Raw genomic sequence first — 18,222 nt, forward strand, 5'->3', positions numbered from 1 at the left:
TATGACCCGGCATGCATTCTATCTGTCATCGCTTGGCATCATTTCCGCGTTGGGAAGTGGCAAGGCAGAGACCTCGGCGACACTTGCCGGAGGCAGACAGGCAGACATGATAAAACGCAGCGGTTTTTTACCGGACCGTGACGCCATTCTTGGCTCTGTTACGGCAGACCTGCCTGCACTGCCGCCGCAATTATCAGCACATGACACCCGCAATAACCGTCTTCTTTGGGCCGCTACAAGCCAGATCGGGAATGAGATTGAAGAGCTGATTGCCACCTATGGCCGGCAACGGATTGGCGTTCTGATCGGGACCAGCACCTCCGGGATTGAAGAAGGCACCAATTACTATCAGCACCGCATCGAAACCGGCGCGTTTCCTGATACCTTCCGGTATGAACATCAGGAAATAGGATCCCCATCTGCATTTTTAAGGGATGCCTTTAAGCTTGGGGGCCCTGCCTACTCCGTTTCTACCGCCTGCTCGTCGAGTGCAAAGGCGTTTGCATCGGGCATGCGATTGCTAAAGGCGGATATCTGCGATGCCGTTCTTGTTGGGGGCGTTGACAGTTTGTGTCGGCTGACCGTTGGCGGGTTTGATACGTTGCAATCACTTTCGGTGTCGATTTGTAACCCAATGAGCCGGAACCGCGACGGCATCAATATTGGTGAAGGTGCCGCCCTCTTCATTCTGCGCAAGGATGCAGGCGATATCCAATTGCTTGGTGTCGGTGAAAGCTCGGACGCCTATCACCCCAACGCCCCACACCCGGATGGCGTTGGCGCGGCACGTGCCATGCGCACCGCCTTGGCGCATGCAGGCCTGACAGCAAACGACATCGCCTATATCAACCTTCATGGCACGGCAACGCCACTTAATGATGTTATGGAGGCCAAGGCCGTTACAGAAGTTCTGGGATCAAACGTACCGGCCAGTTCGACCAAACCCCTGACCGGGCATAGCTTGGGGGCTGCTGGCGCAATCGAAGCCGCAATTCTTTGGCTATCTCTTTGCGAAAACAAGACTGGCGCACCGCTCCCGCAGCATCGCTGGGATGGCGAACGGGATGATGACATTCCGGAATTGAACCTTGTGGCTGCACAGCAATCCCTGGCGCCGGCTGATCGCCTGGCAATGATGAGCAACTCATTTGCCTTTGGCGGCAGCAATGTCTCCGTCATCCTTGGAAAAGGGTGGACAACTTCATGACCAACATGCCACAGCGCCATAATCATGCCCTGCCCCCGATCAGTGAACTGGTCATGCATGCAAAGCCGATGTTGTTGATTGATCGGGCCATGTCCGCCGACGAAACCTCACTGACCGCTGAAGTCGACATCACGGCCAACAGCATGTTCTGCGTTCCCAACAAAGGTGTGCCGAGCTATGTGGGCATTGAATATATTGCACAGACTGTTGCCGCCTATAGCGGCTGGCGCGCAAAAAACAATGATCCTGACGCGACACCACGTATCGGATACCTTCTGGGTTCGCGTAAGGTCACGCTGTCACGCAACTGGTTCCCGGTTGGCCGCACCCTGTCGGTTCACATAAGCAACATCTTTGAAGATGGTGAAATGGGTGTGTTTGACGGGGAGATCCGTTTGGGCGAGGAAATACTTGTCGCCGCACGCATCAATGTATATCAGCCCAAAGACAATGAAACTTCTTTGACATCACCTTCGGACAACAACCAAGAAACAACAGACCAATGACCAGGACCATATTGGTAACAGGCGCCAGCAAGGGCATAGGTGCCGCAACAGCACGACGTCTTGCACGGGATGGCTTTGACATCGTTCTTCATTATAACTCTGATCGTGATGGCGCTGAAACTGTCGCAAAAGATGTTCTGTCATCCGGGGTTCAGGCCCGCCTGGTTCAGTTTGATATCTCCAATCGGGATGCGACACGCGAAGCCTTGGAAAACGATATCGCCGAACATGGCGCACCATATGGCATTATTCTGAATGCAGGTGTCACACGGGATGGTCCATTTCCCGCCCTTGAAGACGATGACTGGGACAGCGTCATTCACACTAATCTTGACGGATTTTACAACGTTATCAAGCCGCTATTGATGCCAATTATTCAGCAGCGCAAAGGCGGGCGCATCGTGGCCCTGACATCAATTGCAGGAATTGCAGGCAACCGCGGCCAGGTGAATTATTCGGCGTCAAAGGCCGGGATCATCGGGGCGGTAAAGTCCCTCGCCCTGGAACTCGCGAAACGTAAAATCACCGTCAATGCTGTGGCACCCGGGATCATCGAAACACAGATGACCAAAGACCTCCCCAAAGATGAGGTCAAGGCCATGATCCCGATGCGCCGATATGGAACAGCCGATGAAGTCGCCGCGACCATTTCATTCCTGTGCAGCGACGATGCATCATATGTCACACGTCAGGTCATCAGTGTTAATGGGGGCATGTTATGACCCGCCGCGTTGTCGTCACCGGAATGTCCGGCATTACAGCACTTGGCAACGACTGGCCAACCATCAAAGCCCGCATGCAAGCTGGCGAGACCGGCATTGCGCGAATGTCGGAGTGGGATGACAAATACGATTTGCGTACCCGTCTTGCCGCACCTGTGCCGGACTTTTCGCTCAAAACTCGTTTTAATCGGAAACAGTTACGCAGCATGGGACGCGTCGCGCAGATGGCTGTCGCAGCAACCGACGACGCGCTTGAAATGGCGGGTTTGCGGAATGATACCGCATTGTTTGAAGGCGGACGGCTCGGTATCGCATATGGATCGTCATTTGGCAGCACACCACCAGTCCTTGGCTTTACCCGCCTGATGGAACACGGAGATAGCAACGCGATCACCGCCACCAGCTACATTCAGATGATGAGCCATACAGCAGCGGTCAATATTGGTGTTCTTTACGGGATTACCGGGCGGATCATTCCCACATCAACCGCCTGCACATCTGGCAGCATGGGGATCGGATATGCGTATGAGGCAATCAAATATGGCAAGCAAGATGTCATGATCGCCGGTGGTGCCGAAGAACTATGCCCGACCATGGTGGCCGTGTTTGATACGCTGTTTGCAACCAGCGTCAGCAATGATACGCCAGAAGCAACACCCCGTCCTTATGACGTCAAACGCGATGGCTTGGTGATTGGCGAAGGTGCTGGCACTCTGATCCTTGAAGAATTCGAGCACGCAAAGGCACGCGGAGCAAAAATTCTGGGCGAGATTGTCGGGTTTGCGACCAACTCGGATGGCTCACACATAACGCACCCAGCCAGCAAAACAATGGCCCGCACCCTTCAGGGGGCGCTTGATGATGCAGCGCTATCTGGTGGTGACATCGACATCGTCAGTGGGCATGGCACAGCAACTGACCACGGTGACATCGCCGAAAGTGAGGCTACGCGTGCTGTTTTCGATCGTGCGGTCCCGATACACACCCTTAAGGGCCACTTTGGCCACAGCCTTGGTGCTTGTGGCGCGATTGAAGCCTGGCTGGGGCTGGAAATGATGCGTGAAAGCAATTTCGTGACGACTGCAAACCTGTCAGAGGTCGATCCCGCCTGCGCCGAGCTGGACTATATTTCAGGCAGTGCCAGAAATATCCAAGCCGAACATTTGATGAGCAACAACTTTGCATTTGGCGGGATTAACACCTCGCTTATTTTCAGGCTCGAAGACCACTAAGCGACTGCGCCGGATTGAAAATCTGCCAAAGATTTAAGCTATCGAACCAATGCTTCGCTGTTGACATGAATGGCATAGACGCTTGTCGTTGCCGTAATCAAAAGCTCGTTCCCCCGTGCACCGCCGAACGTTAAATTCGATACGGTTTCGGGCACCAGTATCTTGCCGAGCAACACACCTGTCGGATCAAAGCAATGCACGCCGTCGGCCGCAGAACTCCATACATTGCCATAGCAATCTACTCTGATCCCGTCAGGCAAACCTTGATCGATCTCGGCAAAGTCACGACCATTTTCAAGTCTGTGTCCGTCTACAATGTCGTAAACCCGAATGACGGCGGGAACTCCCTCGTCGTGGCTGCTGCCTGATTCCGCGATATAAAGCAGCGTCTCATCATTCGAGAATGCCAAACCGTTTGGTTTATGAAACTCCGGTGTCACACTGGTTAAGGTGCCCTTTGCAGGATCAAGGCGAAATACATTGTTGTATTTCTGTTCCGGTGTGGCCTTGTAGCCCTCATAGTTCGACAATATTCCGTAGGTCGGGTCCGTAAACCAGATCGACCCATCGGATTTGGCGACAACGTCGTTTGGCGAATTAAGCCGACTGCCCTCAAATCCATCAGCAAGCGTCGTGATTGCGCCGTTATGTTCGGTTCGTGTCACTGATCGCGTGCCGTGCTGACAGGTAATCAGACGACCGTTGAAATCGATCGTATTGCCGTTGGCAAAGTCGGAATTCTCCCGGAACACGTTGACCAAACCGTCACACATCCAACGGAAGATCTTCTGATTTGGAATGTCAGAAAACAACAGGCATTGATGCGCTGGAAACCAAACCGGTCCCTCTGTCCACAAATGCCCGCCAGAAATTTTTCTCAGCCTGACATTTGGCAACACAAGGTCGCGGAACCGACGGTCAAGAACCTGATAGGGTTCCACCATACCGAATGCATCTTGATGCTTGTCTGCGGCACAGTTAGCCAATTGAACGTCCTTTGCTAAACGTATCTGATGTCCGAAAGTCTACGCCCCTAAGCGCAAATACCCTTAACGCACCAACTGTTGCCGCCCATAGATCAACAACATCCCGATGATCACCACGCCGAACACCACCTGTCGGAAAGTATCCGCAGGAATATCGACACCGAGTTGGGCAAAATACCGCTGCGGCTGAACCACCGACAGCATCGATTGCAAGATGGTAATCAAAATCACGCCGGCAACCGTCCCAACATACTTACCACGACCACCCAGAACATTCGTCCCGCCAAGAATGATCGCCGCAATGGTCGGCAACAGGTATGGATCACCCATCGCCTGATAAGACCTATTGGCCCACCCCGCCAAGAGAACGCCAGTCAACGCCGCACACGCACCGGAAAAGATAAAACAAGCCAAAATGACCTTGCGTGTATCAACGCCACTCAGAAAAACTGAACGTTCCTGATTTCCGACAGCATAGATACGCCGACCAAGAACGGACCTGTTCAGCATGAAGACAATCGCTGCCCCCAAAATGATCCAGATCAGAAGCGGATTGGGAATACCCGGAATGAAATGTCCGACAGCTAATTCCCGCATGAATTCGGTCGCCCGATCCTGCGGGGCAAAACCGCCAGTGTGATAAACCATAAGGCCTTGCGCCACGGCATTCATGCCGAGCGTGAAGATCATGGCTGGCGCACGCAAATATGCCACGCCAAGTCCATTTACCGTCCCGATCAATGCACCGCATAGAACGCCAAATGGAACGGCAAGTGTAACGCCCCACTCCGGCCCCAGAAACCCTGTGGCACCAGTTGCCATCATGCCGCCGACGCCGATTGTCCAGGGAATGGACAGATCAATATGCCCCAGCAGAATGACCAGCATCACCCCGCTTGCCACCACACCCAGGAAGGATGCGGTATGGAGCTGCTGGATCAAATATTTCGGTGACAGAAAGGCAGGTTCAACCATTGCCCCGATCAGAAGCAGAACAATCACACATGCAAACGCAATAAGGGTTGCCCGATCAAATTGCCTTGCGATTACGCCTGAAACACTCATTTTCCGCCTTACCGATAAATATCTAGTCTGTTCTTGATTCGGAGCACGCGTAGCGACCCGAGGCTGACCGCAACAAGCAGTACGACGCCCACAAATAGCGGCTGCAAGACTGGGTTGATGTCAAACACGATCAACAGATCACCAACGGTCCGCATGACAAAGGCCCCGAAAATCGAGCCAACCGCGCTGCCAACACCGCCAAACAAAGACGTACCGCCAATGACAACTGCGCCGATGGAATTAAGCGTGTACTCGTTGGCAATCGACATCTTCGCTGCGCCGGAATAGGTCAATGCTGTCAAAAGGATCCCGCCAATAGATGCCAACAAACCGCTTAGGGTGTAGGCCAGCATCTTTGCGCGATTGATCGGAATTCCGGACATATACGCTGCCTGTTCGGATGAGCCGATGGCAAAGGCGGCTCTACCCAAAACTGAACGGCGATACGGGATCCAGATGAACACAACGACAGCCAGCAACAGCAAAACACTGTGCGGTATGGCAAAAGATGATCGCGTCATAAAGTCGGCAAGTTCAAAATTGACCGAACCACCCGGCTGGGGCCGAACGGCAAGCGCAATACCGAAATAAACCGCACTGGTGGCCAATGTCGCGATCAGCGGCTGCAACCGCCCATAGACGATAATCAAGCCGTTTACAGCCCCGCAAGCCAGCCCAAGCAACAGCACACCCAAAATGCCGAACGTGGTTGCAATCGGCCCATCAACGACAATCGTCGAAGCAAGGCAGTTCGCCAGAACGAATGTCGCCCCCACCGACAGGTCAAGCCCGCGGGTGATAACAGGCAAGGTCTGCGCCATGGCGACAAGTGCGAGCAATGCGCCCTTGTTGGCCGCGGTATTTATCATGTTGGGCGTCAGGCCCGCTGCCTGCTTCCAGCCGTAGACGATGAACATGGTGGCAAAGATAAGCATTGCGATCAGAATACCGCGCTGTGCCGCCGACAGGCGGCCCACCCAGCCGAAGTATTTTTGGCGAGAAACCAGATCTGCTGGTTCTGAACTCACAGTCATAGCGACGCTTCCTGTAGTTTTTTTGGTTCAGGTCGGTTTGCTGCCTGTTCCGGCAGGTTAAGCGCGGCTGACACCAGATTTGTTTCGTTAAGATCATCGCCGGCAAGCGTTCGCACGATCCTGCCGTCATACATCACCAGCACTCGGTCGCAGCAGCCAATCAACTCGTCGTAATCGGTGGAATACAAAAGGATTGCACATCCCTCTGCCGCCAATTTTTGCAACAGTTGATAGATTTCCTGCTTGGTGCCGACATCAATTCCACGCGTCGGATCGTTCAACAGAATGATGCGTGGCTTGGTCATTAGCCACTTGCCGATAACGACTTTCTGCTGGTTCCCCCCGGATAGCGCCCCGACAGGACCGTCAATGCCGTCTGCCTTGATCTTTAGAAGCGCGATCATCTCGTCAATCGCAGCCTCTTCTGCGCGCTTATCAACAACACCCATCCGGCTCATTTTTTCGACCGCGGCAAAGGACAGGTTTTCACGCACGGTCATAGACAACATCAGGCCTTCGTATTTGCGGTCTTCGGGCACCAAAGCAATGCCGATGTCATCGGACTTCGCCATTTTCGGGCTGTTCAACTTTACCGGCGCGCCATTGATTTCCACTGATCCACTCGACCCGATCAGGGTCCCAAACAGCCCCAGTTGCAGTTGTCGTTGTCCCTGCCCATCCAAACCACCGAGCCCGACAATTTCCCCCGGCCGCATTTCCAGATCGATGCCATTAAGTTCATCGTTCCAGGAAAAGTCTGAGACCTTCAGGATCGGCTTGCTTGCGGTGGGTCGGGTGCTTTTTGCCGGATAGACACTGCTGTATTCGCGACCGATCATCATCTCGACAACAGCACTGTCCGATTTTGTGCCGTTTTTGAATGTCTCGACTTTCGTGCCATTGCGATAAACCGTACAGGTATCGGCCAGTTCAGCGATTTCAGGCATGCGGTGCGAAATATAGATGATCGCCATCCCTTCATCGCGAAGCCGATGAAGCATCTTAAAGACCTTATCGACATCGGCCGCCGTCAGGGCAGACGTCGCTTCATCCAAGATGAGAATTTTCGGGTTGCGTGCCAGTGCCTTGGCGATTTCAACCATCTGGCGCCGCGACAGTGAGAGATTGCTGACGGTTTCCATCGGATCAATGTTTTCGCCGCCCACACGCGCAAGGGCCTCTTCGGCGATGCGGCGCTGGGCCCGATAATCGATCATTCCGAATTTAAGTGGCGGACGGGTAATGCCAATGTTGTCGGCCACTGTCAGGTCCGGCAGCAGCGACAATTCCTGAAAAATGCAAGACACGCCCAGATCATTGGCCTGTTGCGGGTTTGCAAAGCTTACGGTGTTGCCATCAAGTTCGATCGTTCCGCTATCAGGCTGCACAACACCCGATAAGATCTTGATCAGCGTCGACTTCCCCGCACCGTTTTCACCAAGCAGCGCATGGATTGATCCGCGGTGCGTATCGAAGCTGACATTTTCCAGTGCGCGGACACCACCGTAACGTTTGGTGATGCCCGACATCGATAACAGATAAGGAGATTTGCTCTCTGACACGGCAGTTTTCCTAACTTTATTGAATACCGTCGACGCCACGCAAGGCATCGACGGTACCCGGACGTTTATTGTTGTTAGTTGTTTTCGCCTGTCTGAGACGCGATTTCTTCAGCCGTAAAGCCAATGTTGCAGGCTTCAAAATTGTTACCCGCAAAGAAGCTGCCCGGCAGTTTCGGGAACATCTCGACACCTTCCTTGAACGGGGAATAGGAAATCGAGGTCGGTAGCGCGATTTCTGACGGAACGACTTCACCCTTCAAGGCCGCAATTGCGGTTTTGATGGTCACAGATGATTGTGCCGGTCCCGTTCCACCCGACTGGCAGCTCAGCTCTGCGCTGTTGCAAAGCTGACGAAATGCATTCTCGGTTTCGCCGGAAATCGGGGCCTTGAACACGCCAGCATCGAGCATTGCGGTGGCAACACCCTGTGAGCCGCCCTGAACGTAAATACCGTCAAATACACCGCCAGCGGCAATGGCATCCGCAGTTACTTTTTGTCCGTCACCAGGCGCCCAGTTACCGACAACATCGACGACTTCGATATCACGCCCGGATTCCTTGATCACCTCATGGAAACCTTCATTACGTGCGATGTCGACGGGTTGGCCAGCCGGACCACGGACATGCAGGAACTTGGCCGGGCCATCACCGCTTTGTTCCAGAAGGAATTTACCGGCCGACATTCCAAGCCCTTTTTGATCAACGTTGATCGCGATCTGGTTGGGATCATCAATCACATTGTCAAACGATAGAACGACAACATTGGCTTCGTTGGCTTTACGCACCACCGATCCGAATGCGCGTGTGTTGTTGGCGTTAATGATAATGGCGTCAAAGCCCTGATCGATAAAGTTGTTGGCCGCGGCAATCTGTGCGGCGATGTCCTCACCAACCGACACAACTTTGAACTCTTCGATCTCGACCGCGACTTCCGGCTGTGCGGCATAGGCCTTTGCGACTGCGATCATCTGAACGCGCCAGTCATTGGCGATAAAGCCGTTTACAAGCGCAATCTTGTAGGGGCCTTCGCGCGCAGGCCACTGAAAGTAGGCAGTATCATCGGAAACCGGTGTGAAGCACGCCGGATCGGCACCCGGACCAGCAACAGTGTTCGGCCCGGCAAACGCAACGTGTGCAGTCATCATCAATGCGACAGTCGCTGTCGTCATCGTCAGTAATTTTTTCATGGTAGTCCTCCCGTTGGATGCGCTGTTCTTTATCGCTTCCTCAGCAGGTCAGCGCCCCTGCCCGCATTGTGCAAGTTCTTGACGTCTCGTTTGTCGCATGCCGACGACGAGCCTTCTGATCAAAGATCACAAGGGTCGGTTCTTCTGGTATTTTCAGAGAAATTTCGTTCTCACGCCGTTTTGGCGTGAACCGAGATTTCCCCCCTGATGTCAGCATGTGACTTATTGTTTTTGGTTGGCTCTTTGCCGTCGTGCGGCAAAGTTTGGTCAATGCCCGAAAACCAGACACCAAACCATGGCGCAATCTTCATCAGTTCCGATTAAATCGTAAAGAGCAGTTTCCGCAGAACGCATACGGTGTTACGCATCCAAGTTGCGGGTTCCCGCAAGACAAGAGAAATGCCTGTGAATATTATCGAAGAGCTGGAGGAAACCACTCATGTCGGATCTTGCTCATTACCTTCGCATCTCCAACTTGCTTGCGGGGAACCTTGATATTCACTCGGCGCTCAGCTCGGTCAAAACCGAGATCGAGAAGATTATCGAGTTTGATCACCTTGATGTGTGCTTGATTGACACGGACAAAAGGTGGGCAACAGCCTATGAGGTTGGCGTCGAAACAGCCTGGAGCAAAATGCGCTCCCATGTGCGCAAGGCGCCTATCCGCGACATTCTGCTGGGTAAAACAGACCATCTATTGACGGGAAATGCCCTTGAGGACCCCCGTTTCCTTTTCCCCGGTGCGGTAAGTGCGCCGATTATTGACCACGAACTTCGCAGCCGCGTCAGTGTCGGCATGAAGGTTCTCGGTGAAGTCGTTGGATCGTTGAATTGTTCTTCGAAGAAGGAAGATTTCTACGACCAGAGCCACCTTGAGCAGATGCGCATTCTGGCCGACATGCTGGCCCCATATTTCTATGCCTTGCGCGCCAACGAAAAGGCCAACAAAGAAGCGATCATTCGCGCTGAAATCCTTGCACGCGAAGAAGGTCTGCGTCTTGGCGCACTCAGCCTTACCGACGCGCTGGAGGCCGAACGCCAGCGCATCGGTATGGATTTGCATGATCAAACTTTGGCTGATCTGACACGCATTGCACGGGATCTTCGCCCGGGGCTGAGCGAAGCACAGTATCTAAGGCTGCAGCAGCAAGTCCAAAACATGATTCAGGGGCTGCGCGATATCATTGATACCTCGATCCCATCGATTCTTGACCTGTTTGGCTTCCACCACGCTGTCCAGACGCATCTGGAACGGGCTGTAAGCTATGACAGCGCAATGCGCTTCAAGGTCGATGATCAAACAGACGGGGCGATTGACCTGTTGCCTGAAACAACACGCATCGCAGTCTTTCGTATCTGTCAGGAAGCCATCAACAATGCCGTGCTGCATTCGAATGCGTCGCTTGTTTCGGTCTTGATTACCAAAAGCCCGGATGACTGTCTGACGATCCGCGTTTCGGATAACGGAAACTTCCAGCCCCATCCAAGAAAACCGTCCAGTGGTTTGGAACATATGAAAACACGCGCCCGCCTGATCGGCGCAAAATATGACCTTTCAACTTCCGACGGCACACAAATAACAATTCAGTTGCATCAAGCGACCAGACAAGAGGGAGAAACGATCAATGAAAATATTGCTGGTTGAAGATGACAACATGCACGCGGATTTCCTGATGGAAATCGTTGAAAATGCGTTACCGGAATTTGACGAAATCCTTGTTGCCCATAACGGCAAGGAAGCCGAAAAACTTGCCCATCTGCATCAGATTTCAGCCGTCGTAATGGACCTGCGCATGAAGGAACATAACGGCATTGAAGCCGCGCGAACGATCTGGGCAGAACGCCCCCACACAAGGATACTTTTCTGGTCGAACTATTCGGATGAGGCATATCTGCGAGGAATTACACGGATTGTTCCCGATCAAGCGGCATATGGATATGTGCTTAAAACCGCAACACCGGACAAGATGCGACTGGCGTTGCGTGCCGTCCTTATCGAAGCACAAATTGTTGTTGATCGCGAAGTTCACCAGATTCAGGCACAGCAGATGCGCTCGCGCAGTGCGCTGACGGAATTCGAATATCTGATATTGCTTGATCTGGCGCTGGGACTTCCTGACAAGGCAATTGCCATGCGCCGGAAACTTTCGCTCCGCACTGTCCAGAACAGATTGCTGTCGCTTTATGACAAGCTTGAAGTTGAGTCACAGGACCAGAACGAAATGGGCATTGTGCTAAACAAACGCACCCGCGCTGTTTCCAGTGCCATTGCCCGGAAGGTCATTAATCGCGAGGGTTTGATAAGTGCCAACAAGGAACTATCCGCCTGGCTTGCAGGTCAACCAGTGCCGCTGGACTAGGTTCTTGTTCGGCATCTCCAATCAGCAGGACTGGGCAATCAGTTTTCTTTGCGCTCGTCCAAAGGCGCCATATCGAAACTGATACTGAAGATGCACCCGCTATGCTCTTTGGGTTGCGTCAGTTTTACCTTGGTCTCATGCCGGGCAGCGATTTCCTTGACGATGGAAAGTCCCAGTCCGCATCCTTCGTCATATCCGGCATCATTGATCCGGTAGAACCGCTTGAAGACATCCTTGCGATGTTCGACCGGAATACCCGGTCCATTATCTTCGACGGTCAATATCACCTTGTTTTTGGCAGTGTTCTGTTCAAGTCGAACGGTCACAGCACTACCACTTGGGCAGTATGTCAGTGCGTTATGGACAAGGTTTTTTAGCAACTCTTCAATTAGGGTCGCATCACCCATAATCCACGCAGGATCAGTAATCCCCTCATATCCAAGGTCAATGCCGCGCTCGATCGCGACCGGCACTTTTGATCCGGTTACCGCACGGGTAATTTCACACAGATCAATCTTGTCAAACGGCCGGCCAGCAAGGCCTTCGGGTGCGGCACGTGCGGATGCCAATAACTGATTGGCCAGATGCGATGTCTGCCGGGTCGAGGCCGCAATGGTATCCATGATCTGGTGGATTTTCTCAGGATCCTTTTCACGCTGACCAAGTTCTGCCTGCGTTCGAAGTGCTGCCAAAGGCGTTCTAAGCTGATGCGCTGCATCTGCGGTAAAGCGTTGCATGGTCTTCAGGCTGTTTTCCAGACGGCTGAAAAGCTGGTTGATGGCGCCCACCAGATGGCGGACCTCGATCGGCACATCGTGCAAAATCGGCCTTAGATCACTCGGAGAACGGCGATTAAGCGCCTCCTCCAGGCGGGCCAGCGGTTTGAGGCCCTGACCGATCCCGAACCAGACGATCATGGCGGCAATGACAATCAGCAAGATCTGGCGCGCCGCGGCACTGGCAAGAATATCCTCACTAAGCCTTGTGCGGGTTCCCATGGTTTCGGCAACCAGCACATGAAAACGTGTCGCTTTGCGAACACTCGCCACATAGCGTGAAAGCGCTCCAATCCGGACCGTCTCGCCGTTATAAACCGCATCATAGAAAACCGGTTCTTCACGCAATGGCAGGAACTTCTCAGGCACCGGCGGCAGGTCTTCGTAGCCGGTAATGAATTCGCCCTGTGCGGTACTGACCTGATAGAAAACCCTGTCTTCCGCCGCACTTGTCAACATCTCGAGCGCGACATATGGAACGTCCACCTCGATCTTACCACCGATCAGGACAACACGGTCCGCAATGGCTAATGCAGAACTTAAAAGTGCACGGTCAAATGCTTGGTTTGTCGAATTAACTGCGTTACTGCGGACTTCAAGCAGCATCAGGGAACTGACCACCAAAAGCGGGATCAGCAGCGATATGACAAGCCTGCGCCGAAGCGATCGATTACGCCATTTCATGTTTTTTTCAACAGATAGCCAAGACCGCGAACGGTCTGGATTTTGACATCGGCCGCCTCGACCCGTTTGCGCAATCGACTGATATAAAGTTCGACCGCGTTGGCACTGATATCGTCTTCAAACCCGGCCAACTGATCAACGATTTGCTCCTTGCTCAGAACATGACCGACCCGCATCAACAGGATTTCAAGGATATTAAGCTCACGCTTTGGAATATCGACATCCGTGCCATCAACCGTTACCCGTCGCGCCACTGTATCGAAACTGAGCTTCCCACATTTAAGCTGGGTATTATGCGTCCCGGCATTACGCCGCATAAGCGCCCTCACCCGCGCTTCGAGCTCGACCAGTTCGAACGGTTTGGCCAGATAGTCATCCGCACCAAGATCAAGTCCCTTGACCCTGTCTTCGATGTCACCGCGCGCGGTCAGGATCAGAACGGCACTTTCGGCTCCGCGATGACGCAGGCGTTTCAATATCTCGAGCCCGTCAAGTTTCGGAAGGTTCAGATCAAGAACCACCAGGCCATATTCCTGGGTGCGCAGAACGTCGTCAGCCTCCTCGCCATCGGCAATCACATCGACCGCATAGCCAGACTGTCGCAGGGATCCTGCAATTCCATCTGCCAGTGCGGCATGATCTTCGACAACAAGGACTCTCATTGTTTGCGCGACTTTTCCCTGATAAACCTCGACAGAGGTAATTTCTATTCTGCCATTTTCCCGGCAAAGGCATTCAAGAACAAGCGATATCCTCGCCCCGGCACCATATGCCAATGACCATCCGCGACACAGAGTATTGCAGCATGATTTCGGGCCGTATCTGTATTGGTTTATGTTTCATCGCCCTCGCGATGCAAGTTTCTTCTGCGATGGCCGAAGTTTTCACCTATCCGGCATTGCGTTCGTCCCAGGCGTCCGATCCAGAACAATCACTGCTGACCAGCACACAACCAATGGCCGTTATCTATGGCTCCGCCGATATCGGTGCCTTTGTCCCGGTGATCGAAGCGTTTCAGCAAGACAACCCGTTTATTGGCGTTGAATACCACCAGCTGCAAACACTTGAGATGTATGACATTACCCAAAGCCAGCGCGCCAACGGTGAACCAACGGCGGACCTGATCATCAGCTCCTCGATGGATTTGCAGATGAAGCTGGCCAATGACGGATATGCCACCTCCTATCAAAGCAGTGAAACAGACGCTTTGCCCCATTGGGCACGCTGGCGCAACGAAGCCTTCGCTGTAACGCAAGAACCCGCCGTCATCGCCTATAACCGCGAGTTCTTCCGCGAAAACGAACTTGAACCGCCCAGAACCCGAGAAGACTTTATCCGGTTACTTGTCAACCACGACGAGTTGCTGAGTGAAAAAGTCACGACCTATGACATTGAACGCAGCGGTGTTGGCTTCCTGTTTCTGGCGCGCGATGAACGATTTTTCCCCGGTATCTGGGATTTTGTCCGCATTCTGGGTCAGGCGAAGGTAAAGCTTTATTCCAATACCTCTCCTATGCTTGAAAAAATCGCCTCCGGTCAGGTGGTGCTTGGCTATAACCTGCTGGGATCGTATGCGGAAACCTTTACCCAACGAAACCCGAACCTTGGCGTCATCCTGCCGGACGACTTTATTGTCGTTTATTCAAGGATTGCCATCATCCCGCGTGGTGCACGCAACCCCAACCTTGGCGGACGTTTCCTTGATTTCATGTTGTCGATAAAGGGCCAAAGCGTTTTGCAAAATGAAGGCAACTTCAACCCAGTGCGCGCCGACGTTCCGCCCAGCACATTCTCGTCGCTGATCTTTGACCGATATGGCGAACGCGTGCGCTCCTTCCCGGTCGGGCCGGGATTGCTGGTTTACCTTGATCAGGCCAAGCGCCAGCGCTTCCTGCGCCGCTGGCAAGATGCACTGCTGAACCGCAGATAACGCACCCTGCCCAACCACGTGTCTTGTTAAGACTTGGCACTATCTGGTACTGGACGACGCTCCGGACCGGTATAGTTCCAGATCATTCGGCGCGGGATTGGTCCCTTGTTGCGGCCGCCCTGTTGGGTTTGTTCCCACGCATGGGCAAGAATGCCCACCGACCGCGAAAGACAAAACAGCCCGCGCCCCAGTTCCGGCGCAAATCCCAGTTCGGCATAGATAACTGCCGTTGCACCATCGATGTTCATCGGGATCCGTTTGCCTTTACGCGCCAAAAGCTCTGACTCGATCGCGCTGGAAATTTCGCCATACCGGCCCGACACATGACCTTCCTGTGCTGCATCACGTACGAGTGCCAAAAGCCGTGGTGCACGCGGGTCAACCGGGTGGAACCGATGGCCAAAGCCCGGCACATGTTTGCCACGCTCGGCAATCTGATGATCAAGGCCGTCTGAAACCGCCGCGGCCATATCCTGTCCGGCATCCATACGTTGCGCGATGTCATGATAAAGGGCAACCGCCTGCTCGCCCGCCCCGCCATGCACATCACCCAGGACATTAACCGCACTGGCCATGGCATTGTTCAGACCAACGCCACACGTTGCCGCCATGCGGGCAATGGCGATGCTGGGGGCTTGCGGCCCGTGATCGATGGCCGAAACAAGCGCTGCTTCAAGCAGCTTGGCCTGCGGTGCTGATGGCAATTCGCCGCGTGTCATCAACCATATCATGGTTGGAAAGCTGATATTGCCAATCAGATCCTCAATCGCGTAACCGCCATAATGGATTTTGCCCGGCTCCATATCGATTATGCCGGTCTGCCACCAGTCGCGCACTTCGTTTTCAACGTCTTCAACGGTTTTCGAACTCACAGCACGCCCTCCTTGGCAAAGTTATCGATTTCATCATTGGAAAAGCCCAGCGACGACAGGATATCCTGATTGTCTTGTCCAAGTTCCGGCGGCGGTGCACTCACCGACGGGGCGTCGCCATCCATCTTGATCCCGGTTCGAAGAATTCGGATATCGCGATCTGCACCCGGAACATTGTCAAACGACGCCAACATCCCGCGATCAGCAATCTGTGGCAGCGAAAGCGCCTGTGGCACGGTCAGAACCGCGCCGGCCGGAACGCCAACGACGTTAAGCTTTTCAACCCAGTAATCGGTTTCTTGTGTGACCAGCACTTCTTCAAGCAGTTCGCTCAAAGCCGATCTGTTTTCGAGCCGTTCCTTGCGTGACACAAACCGCTGATCCTTGATAAGCGTTTCAAGACCAAGAACACCACACAGGGCTTCGAATTGTTCCTGCTTGTTTGCGGCGATGTTGATCTGGCCATCGGCCGTGGCAAAGGCGCCAGATGGTGAAGACGTGAAGTTGTCATTGCCATTGGCAGTCGGCTCCTTGCCGGCAATCAGATAGTTCGAGACCACCCACCCCATCGTGGCAATCACCGATTCCAGCATCGAAATATCAATGAAGCTGCCCTTGGCATCCTTGTTGCCAATGGCCCGGCCCGCCAACGCTGAACTAATGGCGAAGGCCGCAGTCATGCCGCCAATGGTATCGGCCATTGGATACCCGACGCGATAGGTCCCTTTATCCTCTTCACCGGTGATGGTCATGATGCCCGAAAGGCCCTGAACAATCTGATCATAGGCGGGAAGCTTCTTCATCGGGCCACTCTGGCCAAAGCCGGAAATCGCGCAATAAACCAGCGCCGGATTAACCTTTGAAAGCACATCATAGCCAAGCTCAAGACGATCCATCACGCCCGGGCGGAAGTTCTCGACCAGGACATCGGCATTGGCCACGAGCTTTTTGAGGATTTCCTTCCCGCGCGGATCCTTAAGGTTCAGCGTGATCGAACGTTTGCCGGCGTTTTGTGCCATGAATGAAACGCCCATCAGCTTTTCATTGAGCTCCATGTCGGCACCAAGCTGGCGGGCAAGATCACCACGCCCGGGCGCTTCGACCTTGATGACATCCGCCCCCATATGGGCCAGCTGGTGACAGCAAAACGGCCCGGCCAAAACATTGGTCAGGTCAAGAACCGTTATTCCGGAAAGAGATTTTGGTCCGCTCATGGATGTTTCCTAAATTCTGTCTGGTAGAATTATATTCTATTATATAGAATTTTGGACTTAGGGAAAATGATGTTCGCCCGGCCATGGCAACACCCCAGCGAACCGGAGCAGGTAAATCCATGTCAGAACAAAACGTTACAGCGGTTGAGCGCGCCTTGGGAATTCTTGATGCCTTCACCGATCAGGACCATGACCTGTCGCTCAAGGACCTGTCCGAGCGTACCGGAATGTATAAAAGCACCATCTCGAGACTGGCGGGAACGTTGGAGTCTTGTGGTTTTTTGATGATTTCGGGTCGTGGCCGCTATCGCCTTGGCCCGGCACTTTGGCGTCTTGGCTCCATTTACAGGCGATCATACGGCATGGACGATATCGTCCGCCCACACCTATCGATCCTTGTTTCGGAAAGCGGGGAAACCGCATCCTTTTACGTGCCCGAAGGCGCCAATCGCCTGTGCCTGTTTCGCGAAAACTCCCCAAGCAGCCTGCGTCATCATCTTGAAGAAGGCGCTATTCTTCCTTGTGAATTAGGGGCGGCTGGCCACGTGATCCGCGCATGGGGAGATGGGGTCGATGACCGTTCGTTACAGGTCCTCGAAGACAGGTTTGCCCTGAGCGAAGGTGAACGTGATCCGGACGTTTCGGCGATTGCCGTACCGGTACTGGATCGGCAGAACCACCTGCTTGGTGCACTTGCCCTTTCCGGTCCGATCAGTCGGTTCACCCCGGAAAAGCGACTCAAATGCCTGGCTTCGCTGCAATCACGTGCTGCGGATTGCGGTAAACGCATGTCTTCTTAATCACAAACGACCGCCCATCTTTGCCGTTGACGCATAAATCATGTGAACTTTTTTCACCCATTTTTTGCCAATGACAGGTTGGTGA

At 53.6% G+C, this 18,222-nt stretch carries 17 protein-coding genes; 8 read left to right on the forward strand and 9 right to left on the reverse strand.

All coding sequences use genetic code 11. The features are described from left to right. Position 1: 1 nt before the first annotated feature. From AC5Q5A_RS05965 to AC5Q5A_RS05980, 4 genes are read left to right on the forward strand one after another with little or no spacing between them, the layout of a single operon-like run. Complete coding sequence (locus AC5Q5A_RS05965; protein ID WP_493894676.1) at positions 2-1,207, forward strand: beta-ketoacyl-[acyl-carrier-protein] synthase family protein; 1,206 nt, start codon at positions 2-4, stop codon at positions 1,205-1,207. Next, on the forward strand, positions 1,204-1,713 hold the full coding sequence (locus tag AC5Q5A_RS05970; protein ID WP_493894677.1) for a hotdog family protein: 510 nt from the start codon (positions 1,204-1,206) through the stop codon (positions 1,711-1,713). The genes AC5Q5A_RS05965 and AC5Q5A_RS05970 overlap by 4 nt, the downstream gene beginning before the upstream one ends. Beyond that, complete coding sequence (gene fabG, locus AC5Q5A_RS05975) at positions 1,710-2,435, forward strand: 3-oxoacyl-ACP reductase FabG (protein WP_493894678.1); 726 nt, start codon at positions 1,710-1,712, stop codon at positions 2,433-2,435. Before AC5Q5A_RS05970 ends, fabG begins: the two co-directional genes overlap by 4 nt. Beyond that, positions 2,432-3,667 (forward strand): beta-ketoacyl-ACP synthase, encoded by a 1,236-nt coding sequence (locus AC5Q5A_RS05980; RefSeq protein ID WP_493894679.1) that lies wholly within the window; start codon positions 2,432-2,434, stop codon positions 3,665-3,667. Before fabG ends, AC5Q5A_RS05980 begins: the two co-directional genes overlap by 4 nt. Positions 3,668-3,705: 38 nt before the next feature. Here the strand turns inward: AC5Q5A_RS05980 and AC5Q5A_RS05985 are convergent, their stop codons facing one another. The 5 genes from AC5Q5A_RS05985 to AC5Q5A_RS06005 form a co-directional block, all read right to left on the reverse strand. Next, a complete protein-coding gene (locus AC5Q5A_RS05985; RefSeq protein ID WP_493894767.1) occupies positions 3,706-4,611 on the reverse strand; it encodes an SMP-30/gluconolactonase/LRE family protein in 906 nt (301 codons plus the stop codon). A gap of 105 nt (positions 4,612-4,716) precedes the next feature. Then, on the reverse strand, positions 4,717-5,718 hold the full coding sequence (locus tag AC5Q5A_RS05990) for an ABC transporter permease (protein WP_063089527.1): 1,002 nt from the start codon (positions 5,716-5,718) through the stop codon (positions 4,717-4,719). Between the two features lie 8 nt (positions 5,719-5,726). Next, the gene (locus AC5Q5A_RS05995; RefSeq protein WP_493894680.1) at positions 5,727-6,752 is read right to left on the reverse strand and encodes an ABC transporter permease; all 1,026 of its coding nucleotides are present in this window, start codon (positions 6,750-6,752) and stop codon (positions 5,727-5,729) included. After that, positions 6,749-8,314, reverse strand: a complete 1,566-nt coding sequence (locus AC5Q5A_RS06000; RefSeq protein ID WP_493894681.1) for a sugar ABC transporter ATP-binding protein — start codon at positions 8,312-8,314, stop codon at positions 6,749-6,751. The genes AC5Q5A_RS05995 and AC5Q5A_RS06000 overlap by 4 nt, the downstream gene beginning before the upstream one ends. Before the next feature lie 74 nt (positions 8,315-8,388). Then, positions 8,389-9,501, reverse strand: coding sequence for a substrate-binding domain-containing protein (locus AC5Q5A_RS06005; protein ID WP_493894682.1), 1,113 nt, complete (start codon positions 9,499-9,501; stop codon positions 8,389-8,391). Positions 9,502-9,940: 439 nt separating this feature from the next. Here AC5Q5A_RS06005 and AC5Q5A_RS06010 point away from each other — a divergent pair, with 439 nt between their 5' ends. Further along, positions 9,941-11,146, forward strand: coding sequence for a sensor histidine kinase (locus tag AC5Q5A_RS06010; protein WP_493894683.1), 1,206 nt, complete (start codon positions 9,941-9,943; stop codon positions 11,144-11,146). Beyond that, positions 11,127-11,861: a response regulator gene (locus AC5Q5A_RS06015; protein WP_063089521.1), complete on the forward strand. Its 735-nt coding sequence runs from the start codon at positions 11,127-11,129 to the stop codon at positions 11,859-11,861. The genes AC5Q5A_RS06010 and AC5Q5A_RS06015 overlap by 20 nt, the downstream gene beginning before the upstream one ends. Before the next feature lie 38 nt (positions 11,862-11,899). On the opposite strand, the gene AC5Q5A_RS06020 is transcribed toward AC5Q5A_RS06015, so the two are convergent. Both AC5Q5A_RS06020 and AC5Q5A_RS06025 read right to left on the reverse strand, forming a co-directional pair. Next, positions 11,900-13,321, reverse strand: a complete 1,422-nt coding sequence (locus AC5Q5A_RS06020; RefSeq protein WP_493894684.1) for a sensor histidine kinase — start codon at positions 13,319-13,321, stop codon at positions 11,900-11,902. Beyond that, positions 13,318-13,983, reverse strand: coding sequence for a response regulator transcription factor (locus AC5Q5A_RS06025; RefSeq protein ID WP_008891048.1), 666 nt, complete (start codon positions 13,981-13,983; stop codon positions 13,318-13,320). Before AC5Q5A_RS06025 ends, AC5Q5A_RS06020 begins: the two co-directional genes overlap by 4 nt. Positions 13,984-14,192: 209 nt before the next feature. On the opposite strand from AC5Q5A_RS06025, the gene AC5Q5A_RS06030 reads away from it, so the two are divergent. Further along, positions 14,193-15,251, forward strand: a complete 1,059-nt coding sequence (locus AC5Q5A_RS06030) for an ABC transporter substrate-binding protein (RefSeq protein WP_493894685.1) — start codon at positions 14,193-14,195, stop codon at positions 15,249-15,251. A 26-nt stretch (positions 15,252-15,277) separates the two neighbouring features. Here AC5Q5A_RS06030 and AC5Q5A_RS06035 read toward each other — a convergent pair whose 3' ends face one another. Both AC5Q5A_RS06035 and AC5Q5A_RS06040 read right to left on the reverse strand, forming a co-directional pair. Then, positions 15,278-16,123 carry a citryl-CoA lyase gene (locus AC5Q5A_RS06035; RefSeq protein WP_493894686.1) on the reverse strand — a complete coding sequence of 282 codons (846 nt, stop codon included), beginning with the start codon at positions 16,121-16,123 and terminating at the stop codon, positions 15,278-15,280. Continuing rightward, complete coding sequence (locus AC5Q5A_RS06040; protein WP_493894687.1) at positions 16,120-17,337, reverse strand: CaiB/BaiF CoA transferase family protein; 1,218 nt, start codon at positions 17,335-17,337, stop codon at positions 16,120-16,122. Before AC5Q5A_RS06040 ends, AC5Q5A_RS06035 begins: the two co-directional genes overlap by 4 nt. Positions 17,338-17,456: 119 nt before the next feature. Here AC5Q5A_RS06040 and AC5Q5A_RS06045 point away from each other — a divergent pair, with 119 nt between their 5' ends. Beyond that, the gene (locus AC5Q5A_RS06045; RefSeq protein ID WP_197147461.1) at positions 17,457-18,137 is read left to right on the forward strand and encodes an IclR family transcriptional regulator; all 681 of its coding nucleotides are present in this window, start codon (positions 17,457-17,459) and stop codon (positions 18,135-18,137) included. Positions 18,138-18,222 lie beyond the last annotated feature (85 nt).

This window comes from Thalassospira sp. CA1, from assembly GCF_059052855.1.